This is a genomic window from uncultured Microbulbifer sp. (assembly GCF_947489355.1).
In the GTDB taxonomy this organism is placed as follows: domain Bacteria; phylum Pseudomonadota; class Gammaproteobacteria; order Pseudomonadales; family Cellvibrionaceae; genus Microbulbifer.
Window position 1 is genome coordinate 305,407 of record NZ_CANLDD010000001.1, and the last position, 24,702, is coordinate 330,108.

The 24,702-nt window shown below is 50.7% G+C and carries 27 protein-coding genes; 7 read left to right on the forward strand and 20 right to left on the reverse strand.

The genetic code is table 11. The features are described from left to right. The 4 genes from Q1A48_RS01365 to Q1A48_RS01380 form a co-directional block, all read right to left on the reverse strand. A complete protein-coding gene (locus Q1A48_RS01365) occupies nt 1–759 on the reverse strand; it encodes a site-specific DNA-methyltransferase (protein ID WP_299940135.1) in 759 nt (252 codons plus the stop codon). A gap of 110 nt (nt 760–869) precedes the next feature. Next, nucleotides 870–1,550, reverse strand: a complete 681-nt coding sequence (gpM, locus tag Q1A48_RS01370; RefSeq protein ID WP_299940139.1) for a phage terminase small subunit — start codon at nt 1,548–1,550, stop codon at nt 870–872. Nucleotides 1,551–1,657: 107 nt separating this feature from the next. Next, nucleotides 1,658–2,692: a phage major capsid protein, P2 family gene (locus Q1A48_RS01375; RefSeq protein WP_299940141.1), complete on the reverse strand. Its 1,035-nt coding sequence runs from the start codon at nt 2,690–2,692 to the stop codon at nt 1,658–1,660. Between the two features lie 58 nt (nt 2,693–2,750). Next, nucleotides 2,751–3,581, reverse strand: a complete 831-nt coding sequence (locus tag Q1A48_RS01380) for a GPO family capsid scaffolding protein (protein WP_299940143.1) — start codon at nt 3,579–3,581, stop codon at nt 2,751–2,753. Nucleotides 3,582–3,789: 208 nt separating this feature from the next. Between Q1A48_RS01380 and Q1A48_RS01385 the strand changes: the two genes are divergently transcribed. From Q1A48_RS01385 to Q1A48_RS01395, 4 genes are all read left to right on the forward strand, one after another. Further along, complete coding sequence (locus tag Q1A48_RS01385; RefSeq protein WP_299940146.1) at nt 3,790–5,538, forward strand: terminase family protein; 1,749 nt, start codon at nt 3,790–3,792, stop codon at nt 5,536–5,538. A 12-nt stretch (nt 5,539–5,550) separates the two neighbouring features. Further along, nucleotides 5,551–6,615 (forward strand): phage portal protein, encoded by a 1,065-nt coding sequence (locus tag Q1A48_RS01390; protein ID WP_299940149.1) that lies wholly within the window; start codon nt 5,551–5,553, stop codon nt 6,613–6,615. 64 nt (nt 6,616–6,679) lie between these two features. Beyond that, complete coding sequence (locus Q1A48_RS21720; protein WP_366523367.1) at nt 6,680–6,934, forward strand: ogr/Delta-like zinc finger family protein; 255 nt, start codon at nt 6,680–6,682, stop codon at nt 6,932–6,934. A gap of 465 nt (nt 6,935–7,399) precedes the next feature. Continuing rightward, nucleotides 7,400–7,756: a helix-turn-helix transcriptional regulator gene (locus Q1A48_RS01395; RefSeq protein ID WP_299940151.1), complete on the forward strand. Its 357-nt coding sequence runs from the start codon at nt 7,400–7,402 to the stop codon at nt 7,754–7,756. Nucleotides 7,757–7,864: 108 nt separating this feature from the next. Here Q1A48_RS01395 and Q1A48_RS01400 read toward each other — a convergent pair whose 3' ends face one another. From Q1A48_RS01400 to Q1A48_RS01430, 7 genes are all read right to left on the reverse strand, one after another. Further along, nucleotides 7,865–8,539 (reverse strand): DNA adenine methylase, encoded by a 675-nt coding sequence (locus tag Q1A48_RS01400; RefSeq protein ID WP_299940153.1) that lies wholly within the window; start codon nt 8,537–8,539, stop codon nt 7,865–7,867. Between the two features lie 147 nt (nt 8,540–8,686). Next, nucleotides 8,687–9,667 carry a hypothetical protein gene (locus Q1A48_RS01405; protein ID WP_299940155.1) on the reverse strand — a complete coding sequence of 327 codons (981 nt, stop codon included), beginning with the start codon at nt 9,665–9,667 and terminating at the stop codon, nt 8,687–8,689. Continuing rightward, a complete protein-coding gene (locus Q1A48_RS01410) occupies nt 9,664–9,915 on the reverse strand; it encodes a hypothetical protein (protein WP_299940158.1) in 252 nt (83 codons plus the stop codon). Before Q1A48_RS01410 ends, Q1A48_RS01405 begins: the two co-directional genes overlap by 4 nt. Beyond that, nucleotides 9,908–10,351, reverse strand: a complete 444-nt coding sequence (locus Q1A48_RS01415; protein WP_299940161.1) for a hypothetical protein — start codon at nt 10,349–10,351, stop codon at nt 9,908–9,910. Before Q1A48_RS01415 ends, Q1A48_RS01410 begins: the two co-directional genes overlap by 8 nt. A 21-nt stretch (nt 10,352–10,372) precedes the next feature. Further along, complete coding sequence (locus Q1A48_RS01420) at nt 10,373–10,642, reverse strand: hypothetical protein (protein WP_299940164.1); 270 nt, start codon at nt 10,640–10,642, stop codon at nt 10,373–10,375. Nucleotides 10,643–11,075: 433 nt separating this feature from the next. Next, nucleotides 11,076–13,748: a hypothetical protein gene (locus tag Q1A48_RS01425; RefSeq protein WP_299940166.1), complete on the reverse strand. Its 2,673-nt coding sequence runs from the start codon at nt 13,746–13,748 to the stop codon at nt 11,076–11,078. 23 nt (nt 13,749–13,771) lie between these two features. Continuing rightward, nucleotides 13,772–14,179, reverse strand: coding sequence for a hypothetical protein (locus Q1A48_RS01430; RefSeq protein ID WP_299940169.1), 408 nt, complete (start codon nt 14,177–14,179; stop codon nt 13,772–13,774). Between the two features lie 272 nt (nt 14,180–14,451). Between Q1A48_RS01430 and Q1A48_RS01435 the strand changes: the two genes are divergently transcribed. After that, nucleotides 14,452–14,790 carry a helix-turn-helix transcriptional regulator gene (locus Q1A48_RS01435; RefSeq protein WP_299940172.1) on the forward strand — a complete coding sequence of 113 codons (339 nt, stop codon included), beginning with the start codon at nt 14,452–14,454 and terminating at the stop codon, nt 14,788–14,790. A 178-nt stretch (nt 14,791–14,968) separates the two neighbouring features. After that, nucleotides 14,969–16,003, forward strand: coding sequence for a tyrosine-type recombinase/integrase (locus Q1A48_RS01440; RefSeq protein WP_299940175.1), 1,035 nt, complete (start codon nt 14,969–14,971; stop codon nt 16,001–16,003). 1,477 nt (nt 16,004–17,480) lie between these two features. Here Q1A48_RS01440 and Q1A48_RS01445 read toward each other — a convergent pair. The 7 genes from Q1A48_RS01445 to Q1A48_RS01475 form a co-directional block, all read right to left on the reverse strand. After that, the gene (locus tag Q1A48_RS01445) at nt 17,481–18,224 is read right to left on the reverse strand and encodes a hypothetical protein (protein WP_299940178.1); all 744 of its coding nucleotides are present in this window, start codon (nt 18,222–18,224) and stop codon (nt 17,481–17,483) included. 12 nt (nt 18,225–18,236) lie between these two features. After that, on the reverse strand, nt 18,237–18,647 hold the full coding sequence (locus Q1A48_RS01450; RefSeq protein ID WP_299940180.1) for an ACT domain-containing protein: 411 nt from the start codon (nt 18,645–18,647) through the stop codon (nt 18,237–18,239). A 149-nt stretch (nt 18,648–18,796) separates the two neighbouring features. Next, the gene (locus Q1A48_RS01455) at nt 18,797–19,387 is read right to left on the reverse strand and encodes a hypothetical protein (protein WP_299940183.1); all 591 of its coding nucleotides are present in this window, start codon (nt 19,385–19,387) and stop codon (nt 18,797–18,799) included. 189 nt (nt 19,388–19,576) lie between these two features. Then, nucleotides 19,577–20,062: a hypothetical protein gene (locus tag Q1A48_RS01460; protein WP_299940185.1), complete on the reverse strand. Its 486-nt coding sequence runs from the start codon at nt 20,060–20,062 to the stop codon at nt 19,577–19,579. A 276-nt stretch (nt 20,063–20,338) separates the two neighbouring features. Beyond that, complete coding sequence (locus Q1A48_RS01465; protein ID WP_299940186.1) at nt 20,339–20,803, reverse strand: ecotin family protein; 465 nt, start codon at nt 20,801–20,803, stop codon at nt 20,339–20,341. A gap of 395 nt (nt 20,804–21,198) precedes the next feature. After that, the gene (locus tag Q1A48_RS01470) at nt 21,199–21,885 is read right to left on the reverse strand and encodes a thiol:disulfide interchange protein DsbA/DsbL (protein ID WP_299940188.1); all 687 of its coding nucleotides are present in this window, start codon (nt 21,883–21,885) and stop codon (nt 21,199–21,201) included. A gap of 190 nt (nt 21,886–22,075) precedes the next feature. Beyond that, nucleotides 22,076–22,735, reverse strand: coding sequence for a c-type cytochrome (locus tag Q1A48_RS01475; protein WP_299940190.1), 660 nt, complete (start codon nt 22,733–22,735; stop codon nt 22,076–22,078). Between the two features lie 121 nt (nt 22,736–22,856). Here Q1A48_RS01475 and yihA point away from each other — a divergent pair, with 121 nt between their 5' ends. Continuing rightward, entirely contained in the window at nt 22,857–23,516 is a 660-nt protein-coding gene (gene yihA / locus Q1A48_RS01480) for a ribosome biogenesis GTP-binding protein YihA/YsxC (protein WP_299940193.1), read from the forward strand. Between the two features lie 89 nt (nt 23,517–23,605). On the opposite strand, the gene Q1A48_RS01485 is transcribed toward yihA, so the two are convergent. Both Q1A48_RS01485 and Q1A48_RS01490 read right to left on the reverse strand, forming a co-directional pair. Continuing rightward, entirely contained in the window at nt 23,606–23,815 is a 210-nt protein-coding gene (locus Q1A48_RS01485; RefSeq protein ID WP_299940196.1) for a hypothetical protein, read from the reverse strand. Nucleotides 23,816–23,819: 4 nt separating this feature from the next. Continuing rightward, the gene (locus tag Q1A48_RS01490; protein ID WP_299940199.1) at nt 23,820–24,278 is read right to left on the reverse strand and encodes a hypothetical protein; all 459 of its coding nucleotides are present in this window, start codon (nt 24,276–24,278) and stop codon (nt 23,820–23,822) included. Nucleotides 24,279–24,702 lie beyond the last annotated feature (424 nt).

Sequence of the window (24,702 nt, forward strand, 5' to 3'; positions counted from 1 at the left end):
CTAGCCCTTTCTGATTGAATCCCTGTAGGCCGCCCGCAGGCGCTTCTTGGCAACCTCGAAATATTCCGTGCTGGCTTCAATACCAATAAACGGAAGCCCGGCATTAATGGCGGCAACACCGGTAGAGCCGCTACCCATAAACGGGTCTATCACCGTTTCACCAGCGGGGACGACTTGAACCAGGTGATCCATTACCGCGACCGGCTTGCCGGTCATGTGCAGCTTTTCCTTTGGGTTCACTCGCTCGCGAATTGCGCCCTTTAAATAAACCGGGTGGTTATCCCCAATACACTTAACTTTAAAACCCCAGGCAATGTACTCGGCCTGACAACGAAACTTTCCCCTTGCCGGGCGTGTGGACTCGGTTTTATCCCAGGGAATAATTCCGTTGTAAGCGAATCCGCCTGCCTGTAAGTAGTCGGTAGTTACCGGCAATTGTCGCCAGTCACTAAAAATACAAATGGGCGCCCCAATTTTTACCACTCGATAACATTGGCTAACCCATAGGGATGCCCAGAAAGCAAAGCTGCGTTGATCCCGGTTCTCCCCCATAAATTCCGGGTGTTTATTTTTTACCTCACTACCTTGATATTTTTGGCTGGGTGCCTGCGCTTTGGTTAAAGAGGAAGCCCCAGAACTCGCATAAGGCGGGTCTGTAATCACTGCCCCAATGCTGTTGCTTTTTAACTTCTCCAGCACTTCAAGGGAGTCGCCGTGATAAAGGACAACATTCCCTACCGAAAAACGCTTTATTCCCATTGGGCTACTGACCTCTACTACTAATCGCTGTTAAAAACGCGGCGCCGAGTGGTTTGCCTAATCGCACCGGGCGACAGGCGCCCCACTGGCCCGCGCGGGTGGGGGGACCGTTACAGTTTCTTCCTGGCGATTTCCAAGCGAGTTTTTACGCCTGCTTTATCGTTGACTTCCATGGCCTTTTCATACCAATGCACCGCTTTGGCAAGGTCTTCCTGCTGATCACAGATAATCCCAGCCAACTTGTACAGTTTGCCTAACACAATGATGTTGCTGACTGGCCAGCGTTGCGAGTCAACCGCCTCCAGTACTTCGCTGTAATAGGGATGCGGGCTACGTTGGGCTTTATATTCGCGCTCTGCCCAGTCGTGTAGGGTTTCAGCCACATAGGTGGGAAAATCCCGTTTAAACCGTGCGGGGTTTTGCTGCTGCTGCTTAATCGCAAAATTGGCCAGCTCCAGTGCCTGCTCAATGTCCTCGACATCCAGCAGCCAAATCACACACCACACCAGCAGCAGGTTCGGATAGTGCGCGCCACTTTCGATATAGGCGCGTACACGCGGTAGATACTTTGGTAGCAGCTCACGTTTGAGCGCGATTTTTTCCACTACGTTGTCACGCTCGGAAAGTAATTCAAGGTCGTGTTCCAGCTCCAGATCTGTCACCACCCGGTCGTGGCTGTCTTTGGCTTTCTGGCTTAGCGTGGCTGGAAGGTTGGCCTCCTTTGATGCTCTGTTTTGTTGCTCGGCAACAGCGGACAAACACTTCTTCTTATGACGCAGGGCGAGACTCATGGTGATTCCCTTTTTAGATTTCTTTAAATTCAGGCGTTTAAAAAACCCTCGACCAGCCGTTAATACATGGTGGCCGGGGGAAGCCCGCTACACCTGTCAGTGAGTTACTAGGCCCAACCACCCTCGCCGTTAGGCAATTCCACATTCTTAAATTCAACCCCGGCAGCCTTATCCAGGGTTTCCACTACATAGGCTTCATTCATGGTGTTGTAGTGTTCCACGCGGTCGCGCTTGCTGTTGTCTTCAATCTTCTGACGCACGGCACCATTTTGGTAATACAGGCTGAGGTTGTCCCAGCTGGTAATCATCAGCCCCCGCGAAGGAAAGAAAGGCACTGAGTGGGCTGGCAAACCGCCATAGGTACGGATAACCGCGCTATTCTCAATACGCTCTTTCTCCGTGGGCTTTTGTCCCTGCGCGGTATAAAGTTGTGATTTATCCTGCGCTAACAGGTCACGGCCAATCAGTGCCACCAGGTCATCACCATCGCGGAAAGGATCGGCAACCAGCTGCAAAACGTCGTGGACCATGGCATCCAGGTTAGCGTAGTCACCACCATTGCCCAGGCGAATTTTCCCGGCGGTTCCACCTTCCGTCAGCATCTGGGCACTACTGTTGTAATCACGCAGATGCTGAAACCAACCCACATTGACGTCTTCCCCGTTGGGGTTGTTGCTGGAATCAGTCACTGCGGCTGCCTGGGTGCCGTAAAAACCGTGCTTGATACGCGCGTGAGCAATGGCTACGCGTACATACTTTAAAAAACGATCATTAAAATCTTTGAATTTCGCCCAAGCATCGAGCGTCTGGTAAAGAATATGAACGTCATACTCAGTTTTGACACACTCATAGTCGAATGGATCGAGGCCGAGCGGGTCCACCGTCTGGCGGTCGTTATTAGTGGTGTTCGTGCGCTTACCCACCATGCCAGCGACAGAGCCCAGGATTTTTTGCCCTTTAATCTCATCAACGCCGACCACATTGATGCGCTGTAAAAAAGCAGAGGACTCGACAACCTTATCCATCAGCTTCTGTTCTACCGAGGGGGTTGCGGAAAAAGATTTTTCTACGGAAGTCACAGCATAAGTAGTCGCCATAGCCGTAACCATGGCGGAAAATTTAAGTCGGGTATCGTTACGCATAATTAGCTCTGAAAAAGTTGGATTCTGTTTAGGGTTACTAGCGCTACAAGCGCTTGGTTTAGATAACCTCTTCCTCGGTGCTGCCACTACCTTCGGGAACCTTGGTGCCCGACTTTTCTGTGTTCAGGGCATCGCTAAATTTCTGCTTTAAATCATCGAAACTTGACTTAAGCTCATTAAAATCTTCAATAGAAACAGACTGCGGAGCTTCAGAACCTTCAGGTTCTTCCTCTGTTTCAATCTCAGACTGTGTAGAAAATTTACTTCCCAGCGCTTCAATTTTTTCATTTTGCGATTCAATCGCGCCTATCAGCTGATTAAACTGTTTGTCGTCCATAGCATCGCTACCCGGCTCTTTTGTTTCATGTGTGGTGGTTTGTGAGTCTCGGCCAAAGCTTTTCAATAAGCGGCCCAAAAGACCTTCACTGTCTTCCATTTCCAATGGAGAAATTTCCATCGGGGAGGTGAAATAGTTCTCGGGATTTTGAACCCGGCTAAACTGCAATTCTGAGGTTCCCAGACTGGAGGGGCTATCGGTTACAGCCAGGCCAGAAAGATACGCTTTGCCGCTGTCTGCAAAATTTGGTCGAATTTCAATACTGGTAAAAAGTTTTTGGCCTCGATTATTCAGATACATCAGCTCGTCCGTAGGCGCCAGGCGAGCAAATAAACACATGCGCCCCTTGCTGTCCTTCTCCGCTTTTAATTTCAGTACTTTGCCGAAATTGCCAAAATAGCGGATATGTTCATACCAAATATTGGCTGTATACTCTTCCGGGTTGTAACTCTCGGCCATTTGCTCAATTTCTTCCGGCCCAATTGTGCGACCATCAATAGTGGGGCCGCTGGTGGCCACTTTGACAAATTCGGTAGAGAGCTTTCTGGGCATGATTTCCGCCGTTCGTTTTGTTGACAGTTTTTATCCCCCTTGGGAACAGCCCGCAGAATACGAGTAAACCTCACCCGGAACAACGACCAAAATTCCTGTAAATTCCTTTTTTGACAAAATAGGAATTTACAGGAATTTACCCTCGTTAATCCCGACACCAACTGCTGTACACTACGGCGCATTCCCACCTACTCTGAAGTAGATTAAAATGACTACTTACCCTGAAGAAATTAAAACCGCTGCAAAGCTGATGTGGCTGCGCAGACTGTCTGCGCGAGAGATAGCCGAACAGTTAAGCCTAAATAATGTGCGGGTGGTTTATCAGTGGGCGGAGAAAGGCCACTGGGAAGAGATGCTGAAACACGAAACTGTGGAGCAGGCCACCGCCCGCCGCCTCATCGTGTTAGTGGAAAAGCCCAATAAGACCAATGAGGATTTTACGGAGGTTGACCGCCTTAGCAATCTGCTGGATAAACTCGCCGGAATCGACTTGAAGAAAGCCCGCACCGCCAAAGAAAAGGCGGCGACCTCGCGGGGCGAACGCGGAGGTGGAAGGGGACAAGGCAAAAAGAAAAAGCCTAAAAACGATATTAGCGAGATCACCGCAGAACAGCTGGAGACGATCCGCAAAGAACTGTTCTATGAGTATCAGCACCGCTGGCACGACAACAAGGATCAGCGCACCCGCTTTATCCTCAAATCCCGCCAGATAGGCGCAACCTATTACTTTGCCTGGGAAGCCTTCGAGGATGCGATTATTAGCGGGGATAATCAGATATTCCTGTCCGCCAGTCGCAGCCAGGCAGAAGTCTTTAAGGCGTACATTATCAAGTTTGCCCGCGACTACTTTGATATCGAATTAAAAGGCGCCGAATTTTTCAACTTCTCCAACGGTGCCGAGCTGCGCTTTGTTTCCACCAATAGCCGCACTGCGCAAAGCTACCACGGCCACCTTTATATCGATGAAGTGTTTTGGATTCCCGATTTTGAGAACCTGAATAAAGTAGCCAGTGCCATGGCTTCACAGAAGAAATGGCGTAAAACCTACTTCTCTACCCCCTCAGTCAAAAGCCATGGCGCCTACCCCATGTGGAGCGGCGAGCGTCACAACGAGCGACGTAAAGCCAAAGTTAAATTTGATCTCAGTCGCGATGCACTCAAGCACGGACTATTAGGGAAAGACAAAATCTGGCGCAATATCGTTACGGTGGAGGATGCCGCAGAACAGGGCTGTGATTTATTCGATATTGAAGAGCTGCGCGATGAATACAGCGAGGCAGAGTTCAATAATCTATTTAAGTGCGCCTTTATGGAGGCGGGGCTGTCTGTCTTTAAGCTGGAAGACCTGCTGGCCGCTGCCGTGGATACCGATGTGCTCTGGGTGGACTTCAAGGCCAAGCAGAAACGGCCCTACGGCAATCACCCGGTTTGGATTGGCTACGATCCTTCACGCAGTGGCGACGGTGCCGCTGTGGTCGTGCTGGCGCCACCGCTTAAAGAGGGGGACAAATTCCGAGTGCTGGAGAAAATCGTTATGCGCAACCGCGCCTGGCAGTGGCAGGCCAACCGTATCCGCGAACTCACGGAAAAATATAATGTGCAGTTTATCGGTATCGACTGTACCGGTCCCGGCCATGGCGTATTTGAGATGGTGAAAGCATTCTACCGTCGCGCCACGCCCATCCACTACGGACTGGAAAGCAAAACCAACCTGGTGCTGAAAGCCCAGGATGTGATGGAGAGCCACCGTATCGAGTGGGATGCCGAACATACCGACATCGCCCAGGCGTTTCTACAGGTCCACCAGACCACCACCGGCAAAGACCAGATCACCTACGCTGCCAACCGTACCAGCGCCACCGGCCACGCGGATGTGGCTTGGGCCATTATGCACAGCCTCAGCAACGAACCCCTAAACCGTAACCGGCGCAAATCGTCTATGGCAATTGCCCGCTAACGAGAGAAATCCATGGCACGTAAAAAGAAGAAATTGACTGCAACCAATAAAAAGCCATCAGCGACGAACGCTAAGAGCCAAGCCCAAGAAACAGCCGGCAGTCCTACTCTATTCAGCTTCGGTGATCCCGAGCCGGTCCTGGATGGTAAGTGGGGGGATTATCTCGGCACCTTCTTGCAGCCTAGCGGTGATTACTATGTGCCACCAGTCAGCCAGAGCGGCTTGGCTAACTTGCTTGGAGCCAATGCCCACCACGGCACCATCCCCTATTTTAAACGCAACTTATTGCGCAAGTGGTTTACCCCTAGCAAAACCTTGCGCCCTGAATGCCTGGCTAATGCCGGATTTGATCACTCCCTCTTTGGGCACTGCTACTTTAAAAGGATATACAACCGGCTTGGCCAGACCTTGCGTCTGGCTCACTTGCCAGGGCTCAACATGCGCAGAATGAAGGCAGCAGACCGCTTTTGTATGCTACAGCCCAATGGCGCCGATCCAATTGTATTTGAACCCGGCGAAGTGATTCAGCTGAAGGAATACGATCCCACCCAACAGATATACGGCAGGCCACAATATCTGGGCGGGGTCCAGTCTGTACTACTGAATGAGGACAGCACTCTATTCCGACGCAAGTATTACAACAACGGTGCGCACATGGGTTACATCTTCTACACAGCTGATTCCAATCTGTCTGATGAAGATGAAGATATCATCAAAGAACAAATCCAGAACAGTAAGGGTGTGGGAAATTTTCGCTCTATGTACCTGAATATCCCTAATGGGAAAGAGAAAAGTGTTCAGATTATCCCGGTAGGAGATATTGCCACTAAAGATGAATTCGAGCGCGTCAAAAATCTAAGCCGTAATGACATCCTCAGTATGTGGCGGATACAGCCAGCGCTGGCGGGAGTCATGCCAGAGAATACCGGCGGCTTTGGTGATATAGAAAAAATCACTCGCGTTTATTATGAAAACGAGGTACTACCCATGCAGCATGTTTTCTTGCAACTCAACGAGTGGCTACCCAAGGGGAAACGGATTGGATTTGATCTACCCGAGTTTGCACAGAATGAGTAATCTTTACCCCGAAGTGCGTAATAAAGTGTTAAAATTTCTCCATGGGCCTGGGGAGGAACCTACAATGCGTGTCAAGTGCGAAACATGCGGACACAAGGCAAATATAAATAGCCGCAACGAAATCGACCCAAAGGTTGTTGATCTATATTGCACCTGCTCTAACCCCGAGTGCGGGCACTATTTTGTCGTCAAATTAATATTTAGTCATTCTATTGCGCCATCACGTCGCCATGCACGACAAACCGCCTTCAATTTTCTTCGCTCACTCGCCCCGGAAGAACAGCAAACGTTTCTCAATCAAGCCCGAGTGGACGGCTAACAGAAAAGGCGCCATAGCGCCTTTTAATGAATTTTCCAAAACCCCTTTCTAAATGATCGCCTGAATTCTATGCCTCACATGGTCCATTAGCAGGTATAGCCCTCCCCGAGCATCTTGAGCAAGGCCACTCTCACCAACGCTTGATACATGCTGCACCAGTGCCAGTAATTTATCGACCTCCGAAAGCTCTTCACGAAATCCTACTCTTTCAGTATGAACACGATGGCTTCCATTTTCATTCGCACACATTTTTGTAAGTCCCTCACTTAAATCTCAAGAGTAAATATTTCCACTTAATCAAGAAATATTGAAACTTTTTTATCACCACCGTAATACCTTTGTAAACCTCTATTTTTATAAATTGGATAATCCAAATTTTCTCCTTTGATAATTTGGATTATCTAAATTTTGCCTATAATTTAATCACCCGTGGCCAACTCTCAGTTTTGAACGGGTGACCAAGTAGTGAATACAATTTTTCCAACCGACTATTCGGCCCAAAGGGCATCTATAGCCAGTCGCTTACGGGATGCAAGGGTTCAGAAAGGTATTGAGGGACGACAGTTAGCGTTAAAGCTCGGTGTGCGCGCTGATACGCTTTCCCAAATGGAGCGAGGGAAACAAAAGCTTCCTTCTGAATTGTTGCCGATGTGGTGTGAAATACTGGGTACTCCGATAGCTTCAGTGTTTGATGTAAACAGTTCAAAAAGTCAGACTAAGACCAAAAGCTACATTGAAACCTTCTCGAAGCTCAGCCCCAAGTATCAGGACCTTGTCTTGGGACATTTGGAAATGGTTTACAAGCTGGATAAGGAGGAATAGCTCCTCCATCTGGCATAGATAAATATAACTATGCTGCAGCATAGATAAGTTTGACTATGCCAGCTGGCATAGATGAATTTGACTATGGTGGATCCGAAGACAGGTGTATTAATCACACTCACATTCAAGTAATGCGGATAGAATGGCGAGTCGCTCCGATGCAGGCAATTTTTCATAGTTACTCGCCCAACGCTTAGCTTTGCGTTTTATTCTTTGCCTATCTGTATAATTCAAGCCTGCATAGGTTGCCCAACTTGAGGAATCTGAGTCAAAGCTAAACCATAATTTTTCAGTACGTGGACCCCCTCTTGTCATTACCTGAAATTCACTGGTGCGCCAATCGGGTAGTAAATCATCATATAAAGAAGACGGATAACCGGAAATCATAACAGCCACACCAGACTGCGATAACCTTAATAATAAAAGCAGTAAGCGCCTATGGTCATCGTCGCTATATTCATGGTTATAGCGCTTTCGTGATGTTCTCGTGGAGTGAATATACGGAGGATCCGCGTAAATTAGAACTCTACCCGCAGTGGAATAATCAAAGCTGTTCAAGTATTCCCCCGCATCCATATTATATAATTCAAATGCCTCGCCACCAGAAAACCCCTTTATCACCGAACCATCAAGATCAATTCCGATCGAGCGTGCAGCTTTAGGTTTGCGAAGCATAATTGCACCGCTACCAAGGTGCGTTTCGATATATGTATCATGGGGAGGCATACTGGCAATAATTGCTTGATAAGCACCACTCGCAGCTTTTGAACCTAAATAACACACTTGGATCCACCATAGTTATTAATGACTATGCTCGAGCATAGATCGATTTATTTATGCTAGTACTCTCGAAATATTCTAGACCCAACATAGTTATACCTATCTATAGGGGCCTACATAGTCGCCAATGGCTATACCGCCAGGTATGCATCAGTTAGCTCCTATCAGATTATTCTCACCGGCGGTAAGCACAAAGCCTCGACCTCTACGAGTTAAAACCCCGATTTTTTCCAGGTGCTCAAATACCGGTCTCACAACATGGTGGCCGCCTGCCACCTGCCGTCTGAGATTACGAAGAACTGGCTTCGCACCAAATTCACCGGCGGTAATACGCGTCGCTAGCTGTTGTTGCAACTCGTTTAACGAACCGTTCAGTACCGTTTCGAGGACTGGTTCTTTTTCACAGGCTTTCGGTTTCGATGGTTTAAACTCTGCTGACCGGTTCAACCGTTGAGGGTAAACGGTGTGAACGGTTAACGCACTGTTGAACGCCAACAGCGCAACCAGCCCGACCAAATCGGTGATCACTGCAAGCGCCAGAAAGGCGCTGTGCTGTAACTTTACAGGGTCAACGTGGGTTAGGGTTGCCAGCCCAGCGAAAGCCGCTTGTGCGCTGTCTGTGGTAGCCCCTTTCACCATTTTCAGCTGGGCCAGTGCTTCACTTCTTCTTTGCTCCAGGTTTTCCAACTGTTCAGCTGTTTTAATCGCCCGTTGACGATAACCGTTAGCGGTATCTGTGGTAATGATTGCGTTTAGATTGTTTATCTGCTGTTCAACACTGGTCAGCTGCTGTTCAATCGTTTGGTATTCCAGGCTACCCTGTGCGTTTCCCTGTCGCTGTTCCGCTGTGTGGCTCTCCAAGAATCCAACGGTTGCGGCGATACTGATCAGTACCAGAAACGGCCAAAGCAACAGCAGGACATTGCCCATAAACCGGCCCTGGCTTCTCAGCCACAAACCGAGTGGCGCAAAGGAAAACTTGCACAACTCCAGGGCAGCGGCGGTTAATCCCGCCATCAGCTGCCCGGCACCAACCGCTGGAATAGAAACCCACAGCCCCACGGTAAAGACAACAGAAGTGCCACAGAATATTAGGGCAGCTATCCCTGTTGTATATTTCCAAAAAGTCACTGGTTGCCCTCCTCAGTTTCCTTGGATTTTTCCTGTAACCAGGTGGTCCCCCGCTCAATCGTGGTCAACCTCGATGCGCCAGTAATGGGCAAACACATATCACCCACATAAGCGTGGAAAGTAAAATCGCCTTCCTCGACATCGAGTTCAGCTGTCACACCAATGCCCAAGAGGAATGCCGCTCTCTTGGATACGGAACTTAGTTTCTCAAAGGCTTCCATTTGTTCTTTGGTCAGTGGTTTAGGCATTTGCGTCTCCTCCCAGCTCACGATTTAGTGTTTTCAACTGTGCTGCGCGCTCCTCATGTTCTATAAAGATTTCCTGTGCGGCTCTCAGTTCTTGCACAGCTTCCTCCTTGCTTACGGTGGTGGTTTCCGGACAGGCAATACGCTCGCGGCACAAGGCCAGCGCCAAGCGCACCCGGCGGGCTTCAGCGAGATCGAGTAGAAATACTTCCTTAGGCATAGCGATTTCCTCATTTTTATTAGGTGCAAACTGTTGCGGGCGCTGCCCGCGATAGGTGTAGGCAGCCTCGCGACAGAGACAGCCGAAAAGCAATTCATCACGCACAACCTCGGGCCAACTACAGGCCGTGTGTACCTGTGCGTTATTGAGCCAAGCGTTGTAAACCTGTAACTCTGTGATCTCTCCCAGGAAGAGCGACAGGCTGTGCTGACGGTTCATGGGTTAGCCCTCCCCTTGTGCTTACTGGCGCATCTCGCGCACCTGATCACGCAGAATGTTGAGGCGTAGGCGCATATCCGCCTTTTTGCGCGAGTTTTGTTGCTTCAACCACTCAAGAATTTCCGGGCGAGTTTTTGTGTGGAGCAGGTGCCAGGCCAGGCAGTTGCGGCGGTGTTCCTCACTTTCTGGAGCGCTGGACTCCGCAATCAGAGGGGGAAGCCACTTTGATTCACTGCTGGCAACGAAACTGCGGTTTTCTTTGGCTGCCTTGCCCTTGTATCGGTTATTCATCAGCAGATCCCCCTTCCAGAAAATGCGCGAGAGGGGTAAATAAACCCGGAACAATGGAACAAGGCGGCCTTTTCAACTTTAAATCTAGGTTTCATGCGGCCTGTAGGCTGTCCTTGTTGTTCCATTTCGTTGGTAACAAGATGGAACACGCTGAGCCCTAAATCGCTACAGGGCCCGTGGTTGTTAGCTTTCCGGGGGGTTGAGCTGTTACCAAAATTGGTAACTGACTGGTAACTTGTTACCAATGCCATGTTCCGTGTTGTTCCATGAATGTTCCGAAATTGTTCCATTGAGACTCCCTCTCTAACCTATTGATTTAGCTAGTTTTTATTACCTATAAATCTCTTGTTCCGTTATGTTCTATGTTTTTCCACCCCCCTTCTCCGCATTTTTCCCAAGCCTTTACAAGGCCAAAAAAATACAAACTGGAGATTTAGCGACCATTTCCGCCCGTTCTTTTGAATACCCAGCACCAGGGGCTCGCTTTCTGTTCCCGCTTCGACCGGACCCGCTTATAGCCGGCAAATGGGTAGCGCTGACTGGTGGACAGCAACTGTTTCAATTCCGCTATTGGCACCAGCTCCTGGCCGCGCTTGCGACAGAGTTCCATGTACTCGTTGAGGTTGATTGCGATTAAGGCGGGGTCGATGCTGTGGTTCAGGCGGTCGGTGTTTACATGCCGCTCACCCTGCTCATCATCGATGTAAACCACTTGATCATTAATGAAATGGAAGGTGTCCCAGAATTGCTCGATGATCGGATGATCGTTGTTAAGGCGGCGCTGTCTATCCCGTGCGCGCTCTACCAGGTGTTCCTGCACCTGATTAAGTAAGCTCGTATCAAAATCCGGCAGAATGACTTGTAGCGCTTCCACTGCGGCCATCAACTGGGCGTGAAAGTCGATAACGCGGCCTTGGGTGATGCTGTCATCGGCAGTCAATGTTTCTCGGTGACGATCAAAGGCACCAAAGAACTGGGCAAGCCAATAGCTTTCATGGGTTAGCGCCTGGTGTAGATAGCCGGCCAGGTTCTCTACCGGTTCGCGTTTGAGGCGATCCGCCAGGGGGCGGTTTTCCGGGCGTTTGTGTGCGGTGGTGCAGTGGAGGTGAACAATACGGGACAGCATGGCCGGCGATGCTTGTACGGTGGCATTCTGGCTGATAACCATAGTGCCGCGAAAAATCCGGTCATGGGTTTTGTTGTCATTGGTCTTTACCCCTCGCGAGTCGATCACACCATCCAGGTCAGTGACCTTTTTGAATATGTCCCACTCGAAGGATTTAACCGGGCGACCTCCTGTGCCGCTACTGCGCTCCCGATCACTTTCAATGACTACCACCGGCAAGTTACTCACCTTGCCTAATTGGCGCCCATAACTGGAGGTCGATGTACTCAGCAGGTCTACGCCTTCGTAGTTGTCGCGCCCCAACAATTTCCAGATAAAGCGGATTAAGGTAGATTTGCCCGCGTCCGGTTCACCGGTAATTTCCAGAAAGTGAAATGCCTGGTGTTTCTCTTTGATTTGCCGGGCAAACAAACTCGCCGTAAAGAACGCTAGCGCGGCGATACCGTTAAGATGAAATACCTTGGCAAAATCTGGCCACCAACTGCTATCAAATTTGTCACTATGGTTAACTGGCATCCCTTCCAGGGTGGTTTTGATAGCGGTATCGCCCAGCTGTAAGAAGCCGTGTTCATTGGCAGTGATCAATTTGCTCTGGCGATAGCCGAAGCCAGGAAAGATGTAGCTGCGAGAGTCTTCGTCAAAACCCATATGCGGCAAGGTGGTCACTCGGTTGACCTCACCATCCAACCAGCGCGCCTTGAGGATTTTTAGGTCCCCGGCGCCACCCTCAAAGCTGCCTCCATCAGTATGAGAAAGCAGTGCGAGGCCAAAGGCGCGGGGGTCAGACAGGGCGTTGGGTGTGAGTGCTCCAAGATAGTTGCGGTTGGTGCCGGATTTCTTGATATTGAAGAAGTAGCGACGTTCGCCGGTCAGACGGTCAATTTCGGTGTACTGGAATTTCGGCACACAGTTTGAAATCTGCTCCACCTTGGTTGCCTGGTTAAAGGCATCCCAAGAGAAACCCCACTTAAAAGGATCGCCTTCAGTCGCTTTATTAAAGTCTTCCAGTGAAAATTTGGCAGAGTGTAATTTGTCGTTGTGTTCAATGATTGTTTTGCCAAATGGCTTCCATCCATACAGCGCATAGGCTTTACGCTTGGGGGTTTCCGCGACAAAGATACGGCCACGCCATAGGCACTCCTCTATAGTTTTATCGTTGAGCCGGCCTTCCCTGTAGAGGTCATCCCAGTCTTTGCTGCTGCCGGTCTGAGCTACTTCTACAGTTTCATTCTGCCCCTTGAGTTCTTTGTAGTATTTGGCTACATGCTTACGCGCGCCAGGCTCATCGTCATACGCTAGGTGCCAAATAATCTCCCGTCCTTTATTTTCCTTAATAAGCTCTCTGGGCAAGCCGGAACAACTAAAAGCGGAGATGGCTTTGTATCCTTTCAAATACATCGCGATGCAGTGGAAAATGCCTTCAACAATGAAAACCTTTTCCTTTGGCTTAATTTCTTGCCCAGGTGGCGCCCAATATTTTCCCCTACTGCTACTACCTTTTTTAAAGCGGGCTTTGTTGCCCGCCATTTTCACATGGGTTTCATCAATAATACGTTCCCAGTAATGCTCCTTACCGCCGTAAAGATAGAAGCGCACTGTCTCCGCCCAGGAGCCATCTGGTAATTTGAAAAAACCTTGATCAAACCAGTCTTCAATATCGGCAGCGGGGAACCCCCGCTGAATAGATAAGTAGGCTCTGGCTGTCGCTTTGGGATCTTCGTCGCTGGAGGGAAAACGCTTGGAGAAGTTTTCAAAGAGGTCTGGATAGCGATCTCGGACGCGCTCCTGGTACCCACATTTATCCTCGCGATCACAGCGCAACACAATCGGCTTTTCGGCGCTTATCCAGACCGTCTTGCGTTCACACTCGGGGCAGGTCCCCTCGCGGTAGATATTTGACGGGGTTTTGAGGGCAAGGTTTAGCGCCCCGTCCCCCTCTAGCGCCGCCACCACATCGCTGTTTATTTGGCTGTAGTCCATGAGTACTCCAATAACCTAAAGGTTTAGTAGCTATGGATGGGGTCTTTCTGCGCCATGCATAGGCGAACCAGCTTGGAAACATCGACTAAAGCGAGGCGGCCAATATTTCTTCGCGGTAAATTCCCCTTGTCGAGCTGTGATTCCACTTGCTGTTCACGTAGTCCCGTGGCTTTTGCGAATGCATCTTTGGTCATGATTGGGCAGGGAACAAAGTGAATCTCATCCCAGGTGAGCTGGGCGACATTGACCATAGCCAAGCGACCAATGTGAAAAACTGGTAGGTGTCCGCGCTCAATCTGGCCGCGTATTTGCCCTTCACGCAGGCCAGAGGTGGCGGAAAATTTCTCTCGAGTCATTACTGGGCTAGCCAGCAGGACAGGGCATGCAGTGGTTACATTCGAAGAACCGGTTTGCGGGTAGTTAAAAGTCATCGTTGTAATGCTCCGTGTTGGTAATTCCTAGTACGACACAACTGATACTATGTACGCACATAAGAGTATGTCAATATATTTTCCTCTCAAATGAGTATTATTTACCACATTTATGGGATAACTGTTCTATTTTGAGTCAATTGGAGTATTTTTTAGCCATTTCGCGTGGATTTATTACAAATTCACGTGTATAAAAGCCCCCGTATATGAACTCTCAGCCGTTGGCAGCTCTGTCATTGGCGAACTACTCACAATCTATTAGAGGGGAACTGATGCTGAAACTAAGGGCTGGTGATCGACTAAGAGCTATTCGCGAGTTGATGGGTTTAACGAGAGACGATTTTGCTGAACAACTCGGACTTGACTTTATAAGAATCCAAAACATTGAACGCAAAAAAGCCAAAGTAGCTGAGCTTGAGTACGAGCGAATTGGGCTGCGCTTTCCCGAGTTCATATCATTTCTTACGCATGAAGGTGATATTTTAGTTTCTGAACTTTCAACAAGTAGTGAAAAATTATGTCGATTGGCTGCTGCAAGGATTGAGGCCGGGATAATCCCTCAAGGATTTTATTTAGAAGAAAAATTGAAATATCCTGAGCAGCCCTTGTAGCGCGTAAATTTTGAAAGTAAAAGATGCAATTAATCCAATCAAAATTGTTAAGGAATTCTCAAATGCTGAAACTATGGGCTGGTGACTGATTGAGGGTAAGTACAAGTTGAAGCTAGCCAGATTCCATGTAGATTTTATCTGGAAAAAAGAAAGAAATAGGCTTTATTGGGATTTATAAATGGCAGTTAAACAAGTTAAAAAAGGATGGCAAGTAGATATACAACCAGAGGGTAGAGGAGGCACCCGCATTAGAAAAACTTTTTTAACTAAAAGAGAGGCTGTAAACTTTGAATTTCAACAGCGAGCAAAAGCAAGCAGTGGGGAATGGTCTCCTCCGGTTAAGGAAAATCGACGTTTACATAACTTGATTGAAGAGTGGTATTCCCTTCACGGATACACCCTAAAGGATGGAAAAAAGAGAAAAAGCAAGCTTGACGGCATTTGTAAACGACTTGGAAATCCATTGGCACGTAATTTCAGTGGTGAAGATTTTCTTCTTTATAGGAAAAACCGCCTATCTGAAAAGCAAGAACGACGCGATAAGCTGGTTTCACCTAATAATTTAAACCATGAGCAAGCGTACTTATCAGCTGTATTCGGCACCCTGATAAAACTAAGAAACTGGAAATTGGTGAACCCTCTCCAAGGCATTCCAAAAATAAAGTTAGATGAACCTGATCTGATTTATTTAGAATTAGACCAAATAGAGTCATTGTTAAAAGCACTTGAACAATCTAGCAATCCTGATGTACTTCTAATATCTCGCTTATGCCTCTCCACCGGTGCCCGATGGGGTGAGGCTGAAATGCTGCGAGCAGAGCAGGTTCGACAGAGTAAAGTGCATTTTACTAAGACTAAAAATAGCAAAGCACGGGCAATCCCAATAGATGCAGAGCTTGAAATTGACCTGCGCACAGATCGCCCTCGATCCGGTAGGCTATTTAGTGGTTACAGTCATCAAGCATTCAGGAGAGCTGTAGCCCGCGCTGGCATCACCCTACCAGATGGCCAGCTAACCCACGTCCTACGCCATACCTTCGCTAGTCACTATGTTATGAACGATGGAAACATACTGAAACTGAAGGACATCCTGGGACATCAGACACTGGCGGTGACAGTGCGTTATGCCAAACTGGCACCCAGACACCTCGCAGATGCTGTAACAAAGAATCCTTTGGCCACCTTAAAATGTCAACAAAGTGTCAACGCATAGGAGCTACAACGAGCCGAAGTCATCGTGGATGTGCTGCTAACTCATTGATTTATGGTAGAAATTGTCTGTACTAGATGCTCTCTGGAGGGACTGAAAATCCCCGTGTCGGTGGTTCGATTCCGCCTCTGGGCACCATCTCTGAAACCCGTGCAAGCGCTAGCTTTCGTAGGTTTTTCAATTTTGGAGTAGACCTCTCTCTTGGCGTTAAAAAACGCTAAAGTGTCAACGCAACATTCACTCCTTACCTTCTGAACAGATTTGCTCCAAAACTTCCTCCCCTTGCAAAAAACCCCGTGGCCTCTAGCTCCCAGCTATTTCGGCCCGTGAAAAATCTCTTCGCATTGCTTCAAAACTCTTCATTTTGTGAAATCCCAAAACTCGCTCAAGCCCAGGGCTTGCGGTGTTTTCCCATTTCACTGGGTAAAGAAAGGGCCAAAACCGGCAGGCGTAAGAGGGAGTGACCACAGGCTCTTTCGACGTTTTATTAATTGTTAGAGTTGGCGTCATCCACCTATTTAAGTGCTCGAATTCTCTCGATTTCACCATTTTAGTAATGCAGTGAAGTGTCGCAATTGGCCTTTTCAGGTGATGAAAAGAATTGAGATTCCACCTCAGTAGTTGGGTACGGCTGTTTTGATGGGGCGGCACCAAAGCTGAGCGGAAGGTTACTGGCTCGCCGTCCTTACTCCGGACCTTCACCGGGCCGATCCCGGTCTGAACCTCTCACTCAGGCAGGAAGCCATTGCGGACTGCTGTCGCACGATCGTCGTCCAGGCGGCCCCGAAACTCTTCCCTGAAGGCCAACAGCTCTGCCTCCACTGTATTCTGAAGCAGCTCTCGTGCGCCCCAGTTCTGTCATTGGGTCAGCTGTCTCCTGTCGATCTGTAAACTCAACAACGGTATTCTTATTCATAGCGGCGTACTCTTGGTTGGCTGACTGTTTGGCGACAACAAATCAACCAGATACCCTGCTTTCTTTCAAACCCTCAAACACCAGAATTAATTATAACTCAGGATTTGTGTCAGTTAGCCCTTGGTAAAGATGTATCAGTATTAAAAAGTTCTACTAAACACAGAGGCCATTTTCATATCCCCTCACCCCACTGGCTTTGGATTTATTTAAAAATACCGGTATACCCTGCGCTGAATCAACGCAGGGATATTTAATTCACCGCGCTGCCGGGCGGGGTAGCTGGCCCGGGAATCAGCATCGCAATGTTTGCAGAGATTGATGCGGCTAAAGGGGTTGCTGTACAGGAACTTCTGATTAATTCAACTTCCCCCGTTTTGGTGCAGGAGCGCGGGAGGAAGGTGAATTAATCAGAGGTTCCCTAGGTAAATAATACTGGCCCGGGCACAGAATGCTCAGTTATTTCGATTCAGTTAGAAAAATAGACGTATGCGGATAAAGCAGCAGCATTAACGTGAGTCGCCGCACCTGCTCACTGCATATCGCAAACGGACATGGAGAGCCTGTCTATGCTGCTCTTCCAAGTTCCGGGAAAGCCCTGCCCACTGCGGCGACTACGGCTTCGTGGGCACTATCGGCACAAAACTCGCCATGGGCGGCGAGGAGGTGTAGGAAAGGCAGCTTTAACAGGCGCTGGAAATCCTTCTGCAGCCCCTGCCATGTATCTTTTCCCTGGGGACTCATGCGCGCGCGCCAGGCCGGTACCACCTGCATACCAGAGCGCATCCCGGCAAATCGCAACAGGCACCGACCACTCCAGTTGCAGCCTCGCCAATTGCCCCAGTACTGGAGTGCATCGCAACCCAATAGCAGACCACCACTGAAGGGCAACCACAGTACCGCTTCTGGAAATCGGCTGCAGGAAAACTCCAGAAAGCGGCCTCCAGGTACCGGACATTCCCCCCCCTCTCTCAGCAATTGATCCGCGCTGGGGGGATATAAATCAGATCCCGCCTGCCGCCAGAAGGTGAGATCGAAGTGATCTCGGTAGTAGAGGTCGTCCTGGCCATGGTGATAACCCAGGCGTACTGCGTGGCGAACCCTGCCCATATCCCGTAATTTCTCTTCCTGCTGTGGGCGCAAACGCATCGGGTTAACCAGAATAAGATCCCCTCCCCAACGCACTATGGCCATATTGCGATTAATTGTGACTGCTGGGACCAGCGCCACCGTCCCGGGTACATAGAAGAGATCGGGTAGGAGCTGACGGATTTCTCCGTGGGGCTGAGGTGGTGGATAATCAATGCGCACAACCGTTGCAGCTCAGGTGTAGTGCGCCCGATTGCTGATACCGCGCAGGAGTTGCAGCGCGCGTTCGGCACTGTCTTCCGGCACAAAGATATGATCATGGCGCAGCGCAGTTATCACATTGGCAGCGATACCGGCATCAGCCAGCGCTCCAGTGACAATCGCTGTCAATTGAATCGTACTAAAGCCAGATAATATCTGCAGCGTGATTTGACGAAACGGTATGCTGGCAGCGAGACCGTGTTGTCGGGCCAGATACTGGGGCAAAATTACACACATACCCTCACCTTCGCGAAAAATACACAGACTGTTCGCAATCACATCCGTTAGGCGGGCATCCGCCACCTGGCAAAAAACGTAGGTTTCCTCCTGCAGCCTGGGGCACATATTCCACAAAATCTCTGCGGAAGAGGATTCAGCGCTCATACCCTATTGCCATACAAAATACCTTATCCACAGTAGGGACGCCGAGGTTGACCAACCATTCCCTTGCGACTGCCGCCGAGAATAGATGGTCGTTGCCCAAAGCTGAGGCTGTGTATTGAAAAAGTTCCCTGCCTTACCGGCCACTTATTCTAATTTCGTTTGCGCTTGTTCACGCCTTTTTTTTCCGATTCCATTAATTCACTGGACTCTCTTTCACCCGGTGCTGATACATTATTCATTTCAGCATCCGGCGACTCTTCTTCCTCCCAACGCTGCAGGGCCATATCAATATCCCTTTCCAGATGCAAGCTGGGGAACTCCGGGCAGGGGGCATCGCGCCCGGGATCGTGCCAAGCAGAGAGGGGTGCCACAAATACCACCAGGGATTTATGCAGTCGGTTACGTCCAATACTGACTTCTGTCCAGGTTGTCTGCCAGGCAAACTTTCCCCGCACCGCATAATCGCTCTCATAGGATTTCAAGGTGAGAAAATAGGGGTATATTTTTCCGCGCCGGCAAATAAGCCTGCGCCCGGTTTTGATGTTTGCCATCTGAGTGAAGGGATCAAAATACCAGTGAATATCATAGCCAAACACAAACTGCATTTTCCCATTACGCTTGAGAAATGCATAGGAGCGGCCAGTACCGTCGGACTTGAGGCTCCAGACATGGCGCGCTTCGCCATCGCGGGAAATAAGCCAAGCACCAACCCACTGGCTTGCATCAAGGCGCGATTGCACATGCCAGCCATCATGTCCATTTTTTTCTTTGCCCTCAACCGCCAATACTGGGGTACAGGTGAGTAAAAAAAGCAGGACAAGTGTTAAATGCCACCGCTTTACGGCTTGAGCACAAAGTGCGCACTGCCCCTTTCGGCATGCGTCCTGGGTATTTCTGCCATTTGTGAACGGCATCGGCACGGGGCCAGTTTAACTGGCTAGATCCGGGCAATTGCTGCCGGCCTGTGGCGTTCTCCAGTTACTCAGGCGGCGCTGAAAACTTAACAGGCCGCCGCCGGCCTGCAGCCAGTGACGCCCGTCAATAACGGCAAACAGCAGTGTGGAGCGGCTCCAGCCACGGAATGCCACCGATACCACACCGCCTTTGCAACGTACCGAGGCTCCGGTACGCACCCGCACGCGATCACCCTCCAGCTGCCAGTTGATAGCAAAACCGTGCGTCAATCGTCCCCCGTCATTAAAGCCATAGGCATAACCGGAGCCGTCCGCATTGAGCTGCCAAACCAACTGGTCATCGCCCTCGCTGACCACCAGCCAGTTGCCCGCCCACTGCACCTGCGCCGATTCCGCCGCGGCAGCCAGGGGGGCAAGTAGAAAAAGTAAAAGAACGACGGCATAAGCCTGTAGGGAGGAAGCAATAACACCTTTCGGCAGGGACTGACACAAATACTTCATGCGCTGCTCTACTGTATCTGCTCCCGAAACCATTTTCACGGGCGCGGGTTGCTGTAGAAGGCGGCTGAAGGCACCGCCAATTTTCCTGTCCGGTGCGGAGCTGAGGCCCCCGCAACCGGCGTGAAAAATTGCTCAGGCGTTCTTTTTCACATCCTCTGTTAGTAAGGCTAGACACAAAATCCCACAGTGGCATTAGAAGCATTAAAAATATTAACTGAGACGCCAGCGCAGTTACTGGAATAGGACAAGCTACGTAGTGGCCACCTTTGGCTGTGTTTATTGGGTACGCGCGTCGGACAGATTTTTATCGGCACGCCAAACACGGTATTTGAGCAGCACGCCCTCTGGCAGGTAAACAACCAGTGGCAGGCGGCTGCTGTAGGGGAGTATCAGGCTATCCCCGCGCACACGGATAAAACGCCGGGAGTCGGAACCGGGGGCGCAGATCTTGCGTGTGCCGGGAGTGGGCTTCAGGTCGGACAGGACGTAATAGGGATAGCCCCAACCGGCTAAAACTTCGCGATGCAAAGGGGCGGTAAAGCTACGCAAATTGCAGTCAGCAATTTCACGCCGCCCAGGCACCAGTTCAATCATAAAGCGACTTTCATCCTTCACTTTTGGCAGTTGGATAACGTGGCGCTGATTGCCATCCACTTCTGTCGGAAAAGCGTCGAGAGGCTCAGCCGCCTGTACGAAGGTCATACCAAAAAGGATCAGCGCTGCGAAGAGGGATTTTTTCATGGCGAATTGCTCACCTCGGGAACACATTTCTGGCGTATAAACCTTTTTACAGTCTAGTCAGCTTTCTCCAGTGCAGCAGACGCCGAAAAAGGGAAAACTGCGCCAAGATAGAGCGGCACAGCGTTTATCTGCCTATCACCAGGCCCTGAGGCTATCGCGTGCAAACAAACCACAGGCAGGCACGATGGCTATCGCCCGCAGGTGATTTCTGCGCCTGGAAGCGCTGGAGAAGGGAGGGCGAGACAAAAAAAGGGACCAAGGCCACCTGACCCTTGGCAGTTATTTGCCAGTGGGAGATGGCTAGGCGTAAAGCTCTAACAAATTACCACAGCTGCCAGGACAGCCAGGCATAAAAAACCCCGCTCAAGGCGGGGTCGGCTCAGATACAGAGAAAATTAACCGCGCTCAGCACGCTCCTTGGCAATCAGGTAGTCTGCCACCTGCAGCATCAATTCCTGGCCGTTGCTCTTGCCTTTAAGGCCCGGCAGGGAGGCGCTGATGCGGTACTTACCGGCTACAACCACCTCTGGAGTACCGGTCATCTTATAGGCCCGCTGGCTGGCCACACCCTGCTTGACCCTGCTGTTAATGGCAAAGGAGTTCATCAATTTGGCAGCTCTGGCGCCGTCGGCGCCATGCTTGTTGAACAAAGCCTCAATGGCCGCCAGGTCCGGCTTCCAGTTACGGCCTTCGCGAACCGCGAGCATCTGGCGTTGGTTGTAAATGGTATTGAAGATGGGGGTGTGCATCTTTTCCAGGGCACCCATCGCATCAGCCACATAGAACAGGCGCGCATGGACATCCATCACCGGCTGCCAGATGGCGGGCAGCTTCAACAGGGCGACATCGCCGGGCATATTCTTTTTCCAGCGCTCCAGGGTCGGCTCGAAGTGGTAGCAATGGGCACAGCCATACCAGAACATCTCGGTCACTTCGATTTTGCTATCGTCTTTCTGCGGTACCGCCTGGGGCAGCACCTGATAGTGTTGACCGGCTTTGAACCCACTGCTTTCCTGTGCGCAGGCGGCAAGGCTGAACAATACAGCTAAAACCATTGTTATAGGGGCGAGAACTGCTCTCATAAGTCTTCTCCAGCTTAAACCTTCATTGTTCGAGGCCTGTTAGCGGCAGGCTGTCGGGTCACAGAGGCACAATAGACAACGCAGATTCTTGAAGTTCCCGTTGCGCCAGGCAAGGGAACGCGACAAAAGTGCTACTACTTTACCCGATTCCCCTCTGTTTGACCGGCCACCTGTTGCTGGGACCAGCCTGTTATTCCGTCAAACCGGCAACATAGTTGGCGACAGCGGTGATTTCGGCATCGGACAGCTGACTTGCTACCGTGCGCATGGTGCGGGTATCCCCGTCATTTGTGCGGGTGCCTGCACGGAAGGCTTTCAACTGGACTTCGATGTACTCCGGATACTGACCGGAAAGTCGCGGATATCCTGCCGGTGCATTGCCCTGACCGGTGGGGGAGTGACAGCCCATACAACCGGGCACGCCGGTTTCCATATTCCCCGCACGGTACAATTTTTGCCCAAAGATGAGGCCATCGACACTTTCGCCATTATTGAGTCTGACTGCAATGGCTTCGGAGCCAGTCAGCTGCATCGGTTGGGCGGCGAAATAGGCGGCGATATCCTGCAGATCCTGTTCGTTGAAGTTGTCCAGCTGGCCGACCATCTGCGGCACATTGCGCTTGCCCTCTTTGATATCCTCAAGCTGCTTGAGCAGGTATTTCTCGCCGAGACCGGCGATTTTGGGAAAGGCAGACACCGGACTGTTGCCGTCAGTACCGTGGCAGGCTGCACACTGGACGGCCTTCACCTTGCCCTCAGCAGCATCACCCATAGCCATGGCAAAAGGTATGGTTCCCAAGGCGATAACCAAACCAAGTACCAGAGCAATGTTCTTGAAAAAGCTGTTCATACATCGTCCCGTTGCGCGCTGTGATATGGTGTTCTGCGCCTCCGGTAGTCCCGCGAGGCGAAAACTGCGGCATTATATACTTGCGCGCCAAACGAGTGTACCGGATCAGCGGACTTAAACGATGTCAATTGCCAAACTTAATACTCAGCCGCAAAAACTGAACTACCGAACCATACAGTTTCTGACCAGTGCGCCCACCCTGGCCGAGTGCCCGGAGGATTCAGGTGCCGAAGTGGCCTTTGCCGGCCGCTCCAATGCGGGAAAATCCAGCGCCATCAACGCCTTGACCGGCAACAGCAAGCTGGCGCGGACCTCCAAGACACCCGGACGCACCCAGCTCATCAACTTCTTCAGCCTGTCCGAACAGCAGCGCCTGGTGGACCTGCCGGGGTACGGCTATGCCAAGGTGGCCCGCGCCATGAAGGACGAGTGGCAGCGCCACCTGGCCGTCTACCTGGAGCAGCGCCACTGCCTGCGCGGCCTGGTGCTGTTGATGGACATACGCCAGCCCCTCAAGGAATTCGACACTCATATGCTGACCTGGGCAGTTGAGGCGGGCCTGCCGGTGCATCTCCTGCTCACCAAAGCGGACAAACTGAAAAATAGCCCCGCCAACAATACCCGCTTTGCCATAGAGAAAGCCCTCAAGGAGCAGGGTCTGGACCGGGGCGTTACCCTGCAGACGTTTTCCTCCACCAAAAAGACAGGCATCGACACGCTGGAGCGCAAACTGAATGAATGGCTCGCACCGCGAATTGAGCCCCTCGTTGCAGGCAGCTGACCTCCCGCCCCGGAGCCCCCTCCAAGGTACTATTATCAGCCCGCACTGAAGTTGGACGGTGCCTACCCGGCGTGCAATAACCGGCTAAATCAGCCCGCTTTGCCCGGCGCGCGCCCCGGCTCCCCCGAGGACAACAGGGAGCGCAACAATACCCGCCGCAACTGCTGACGCATTTTGGGCGTCGGGCAGTGCAGTTCCTCGATGCACAGGCAGCGTTGCGCCAATAGCGCGACCAAGGTGTCCTCGCAAATGGCAATAGTAAGCAGCCGCGGGGTTTCTGCAGGCTTTACACCGCCCATTTTCTCAGTGCAGCCGGAGGTCTCTGTCAAAGCGGACGGGCTGCTTGGCTTGCGCGGGTTTTTGCTCTGACTCGCCGGTATGCGTTGGGTAGAGGGCGCTGATACAGTCAGCGGCAATCCGCTGCTTGTGGCCATCTCCAAGTTGGCGCGCGAGGATTGAACTGGCGCCGGCGAGAATATAGCGGTGTAATTTTTCATCCCCCAGCTCCCGGTAGGCTGCCATCAGCCAGATGGCGTTCTCACTAAAGCGTGTCGCGGACACGGCATAGCTGGGCCACTGCTTTACCAGCAGAAAACCCGCCAGGTCAAAAGCGCAGCCCAAGTAGGGAATCGCGTCTTTCTCATTGCCCTCCTCAGAGAGGATCTTGCCCAGCTCTATCCAGTCCAGCCACGCCTTTTCTGCACGATCCGTGTCAGCAACCAACCACTGGCGGTGGTTTGCGCATAGGTAACGTAAATTCACGATAACTCCCCTTGCTTAAAACTTATTTAGTGTAATGCGAACAATTATCATTTGCAAATAATTAAAATAAACTTTTAACCCTTGTTTGAAGAAGCCTGAAGAGGTTTTTTACTACATAAAAAAAGCCGACAGATGGGGTCTGTCGGCTAGGAGTCAGTGCCCTTTGGGGAGGGGCACTTGCCAAGCGCACCCAGGGGGACGGGTACGCCTGAGGATTCCTCTTCAATGCGATATTTTCCCACACCGGGAAGCTTAGGTTGCTGCCGTTGGCATTCCCACCCGGCAGGCAAAATAGCCCGAGGAATGTGAATACTATACTCGCCCGCCCCTGAATTTCCGGAAATAGATTCCAATCTCGTCAACCAATCCGGATTGATGCCTGAAGGCCGGGACCTGCCACCCGCGCCCCGAGAGACTATCAGGC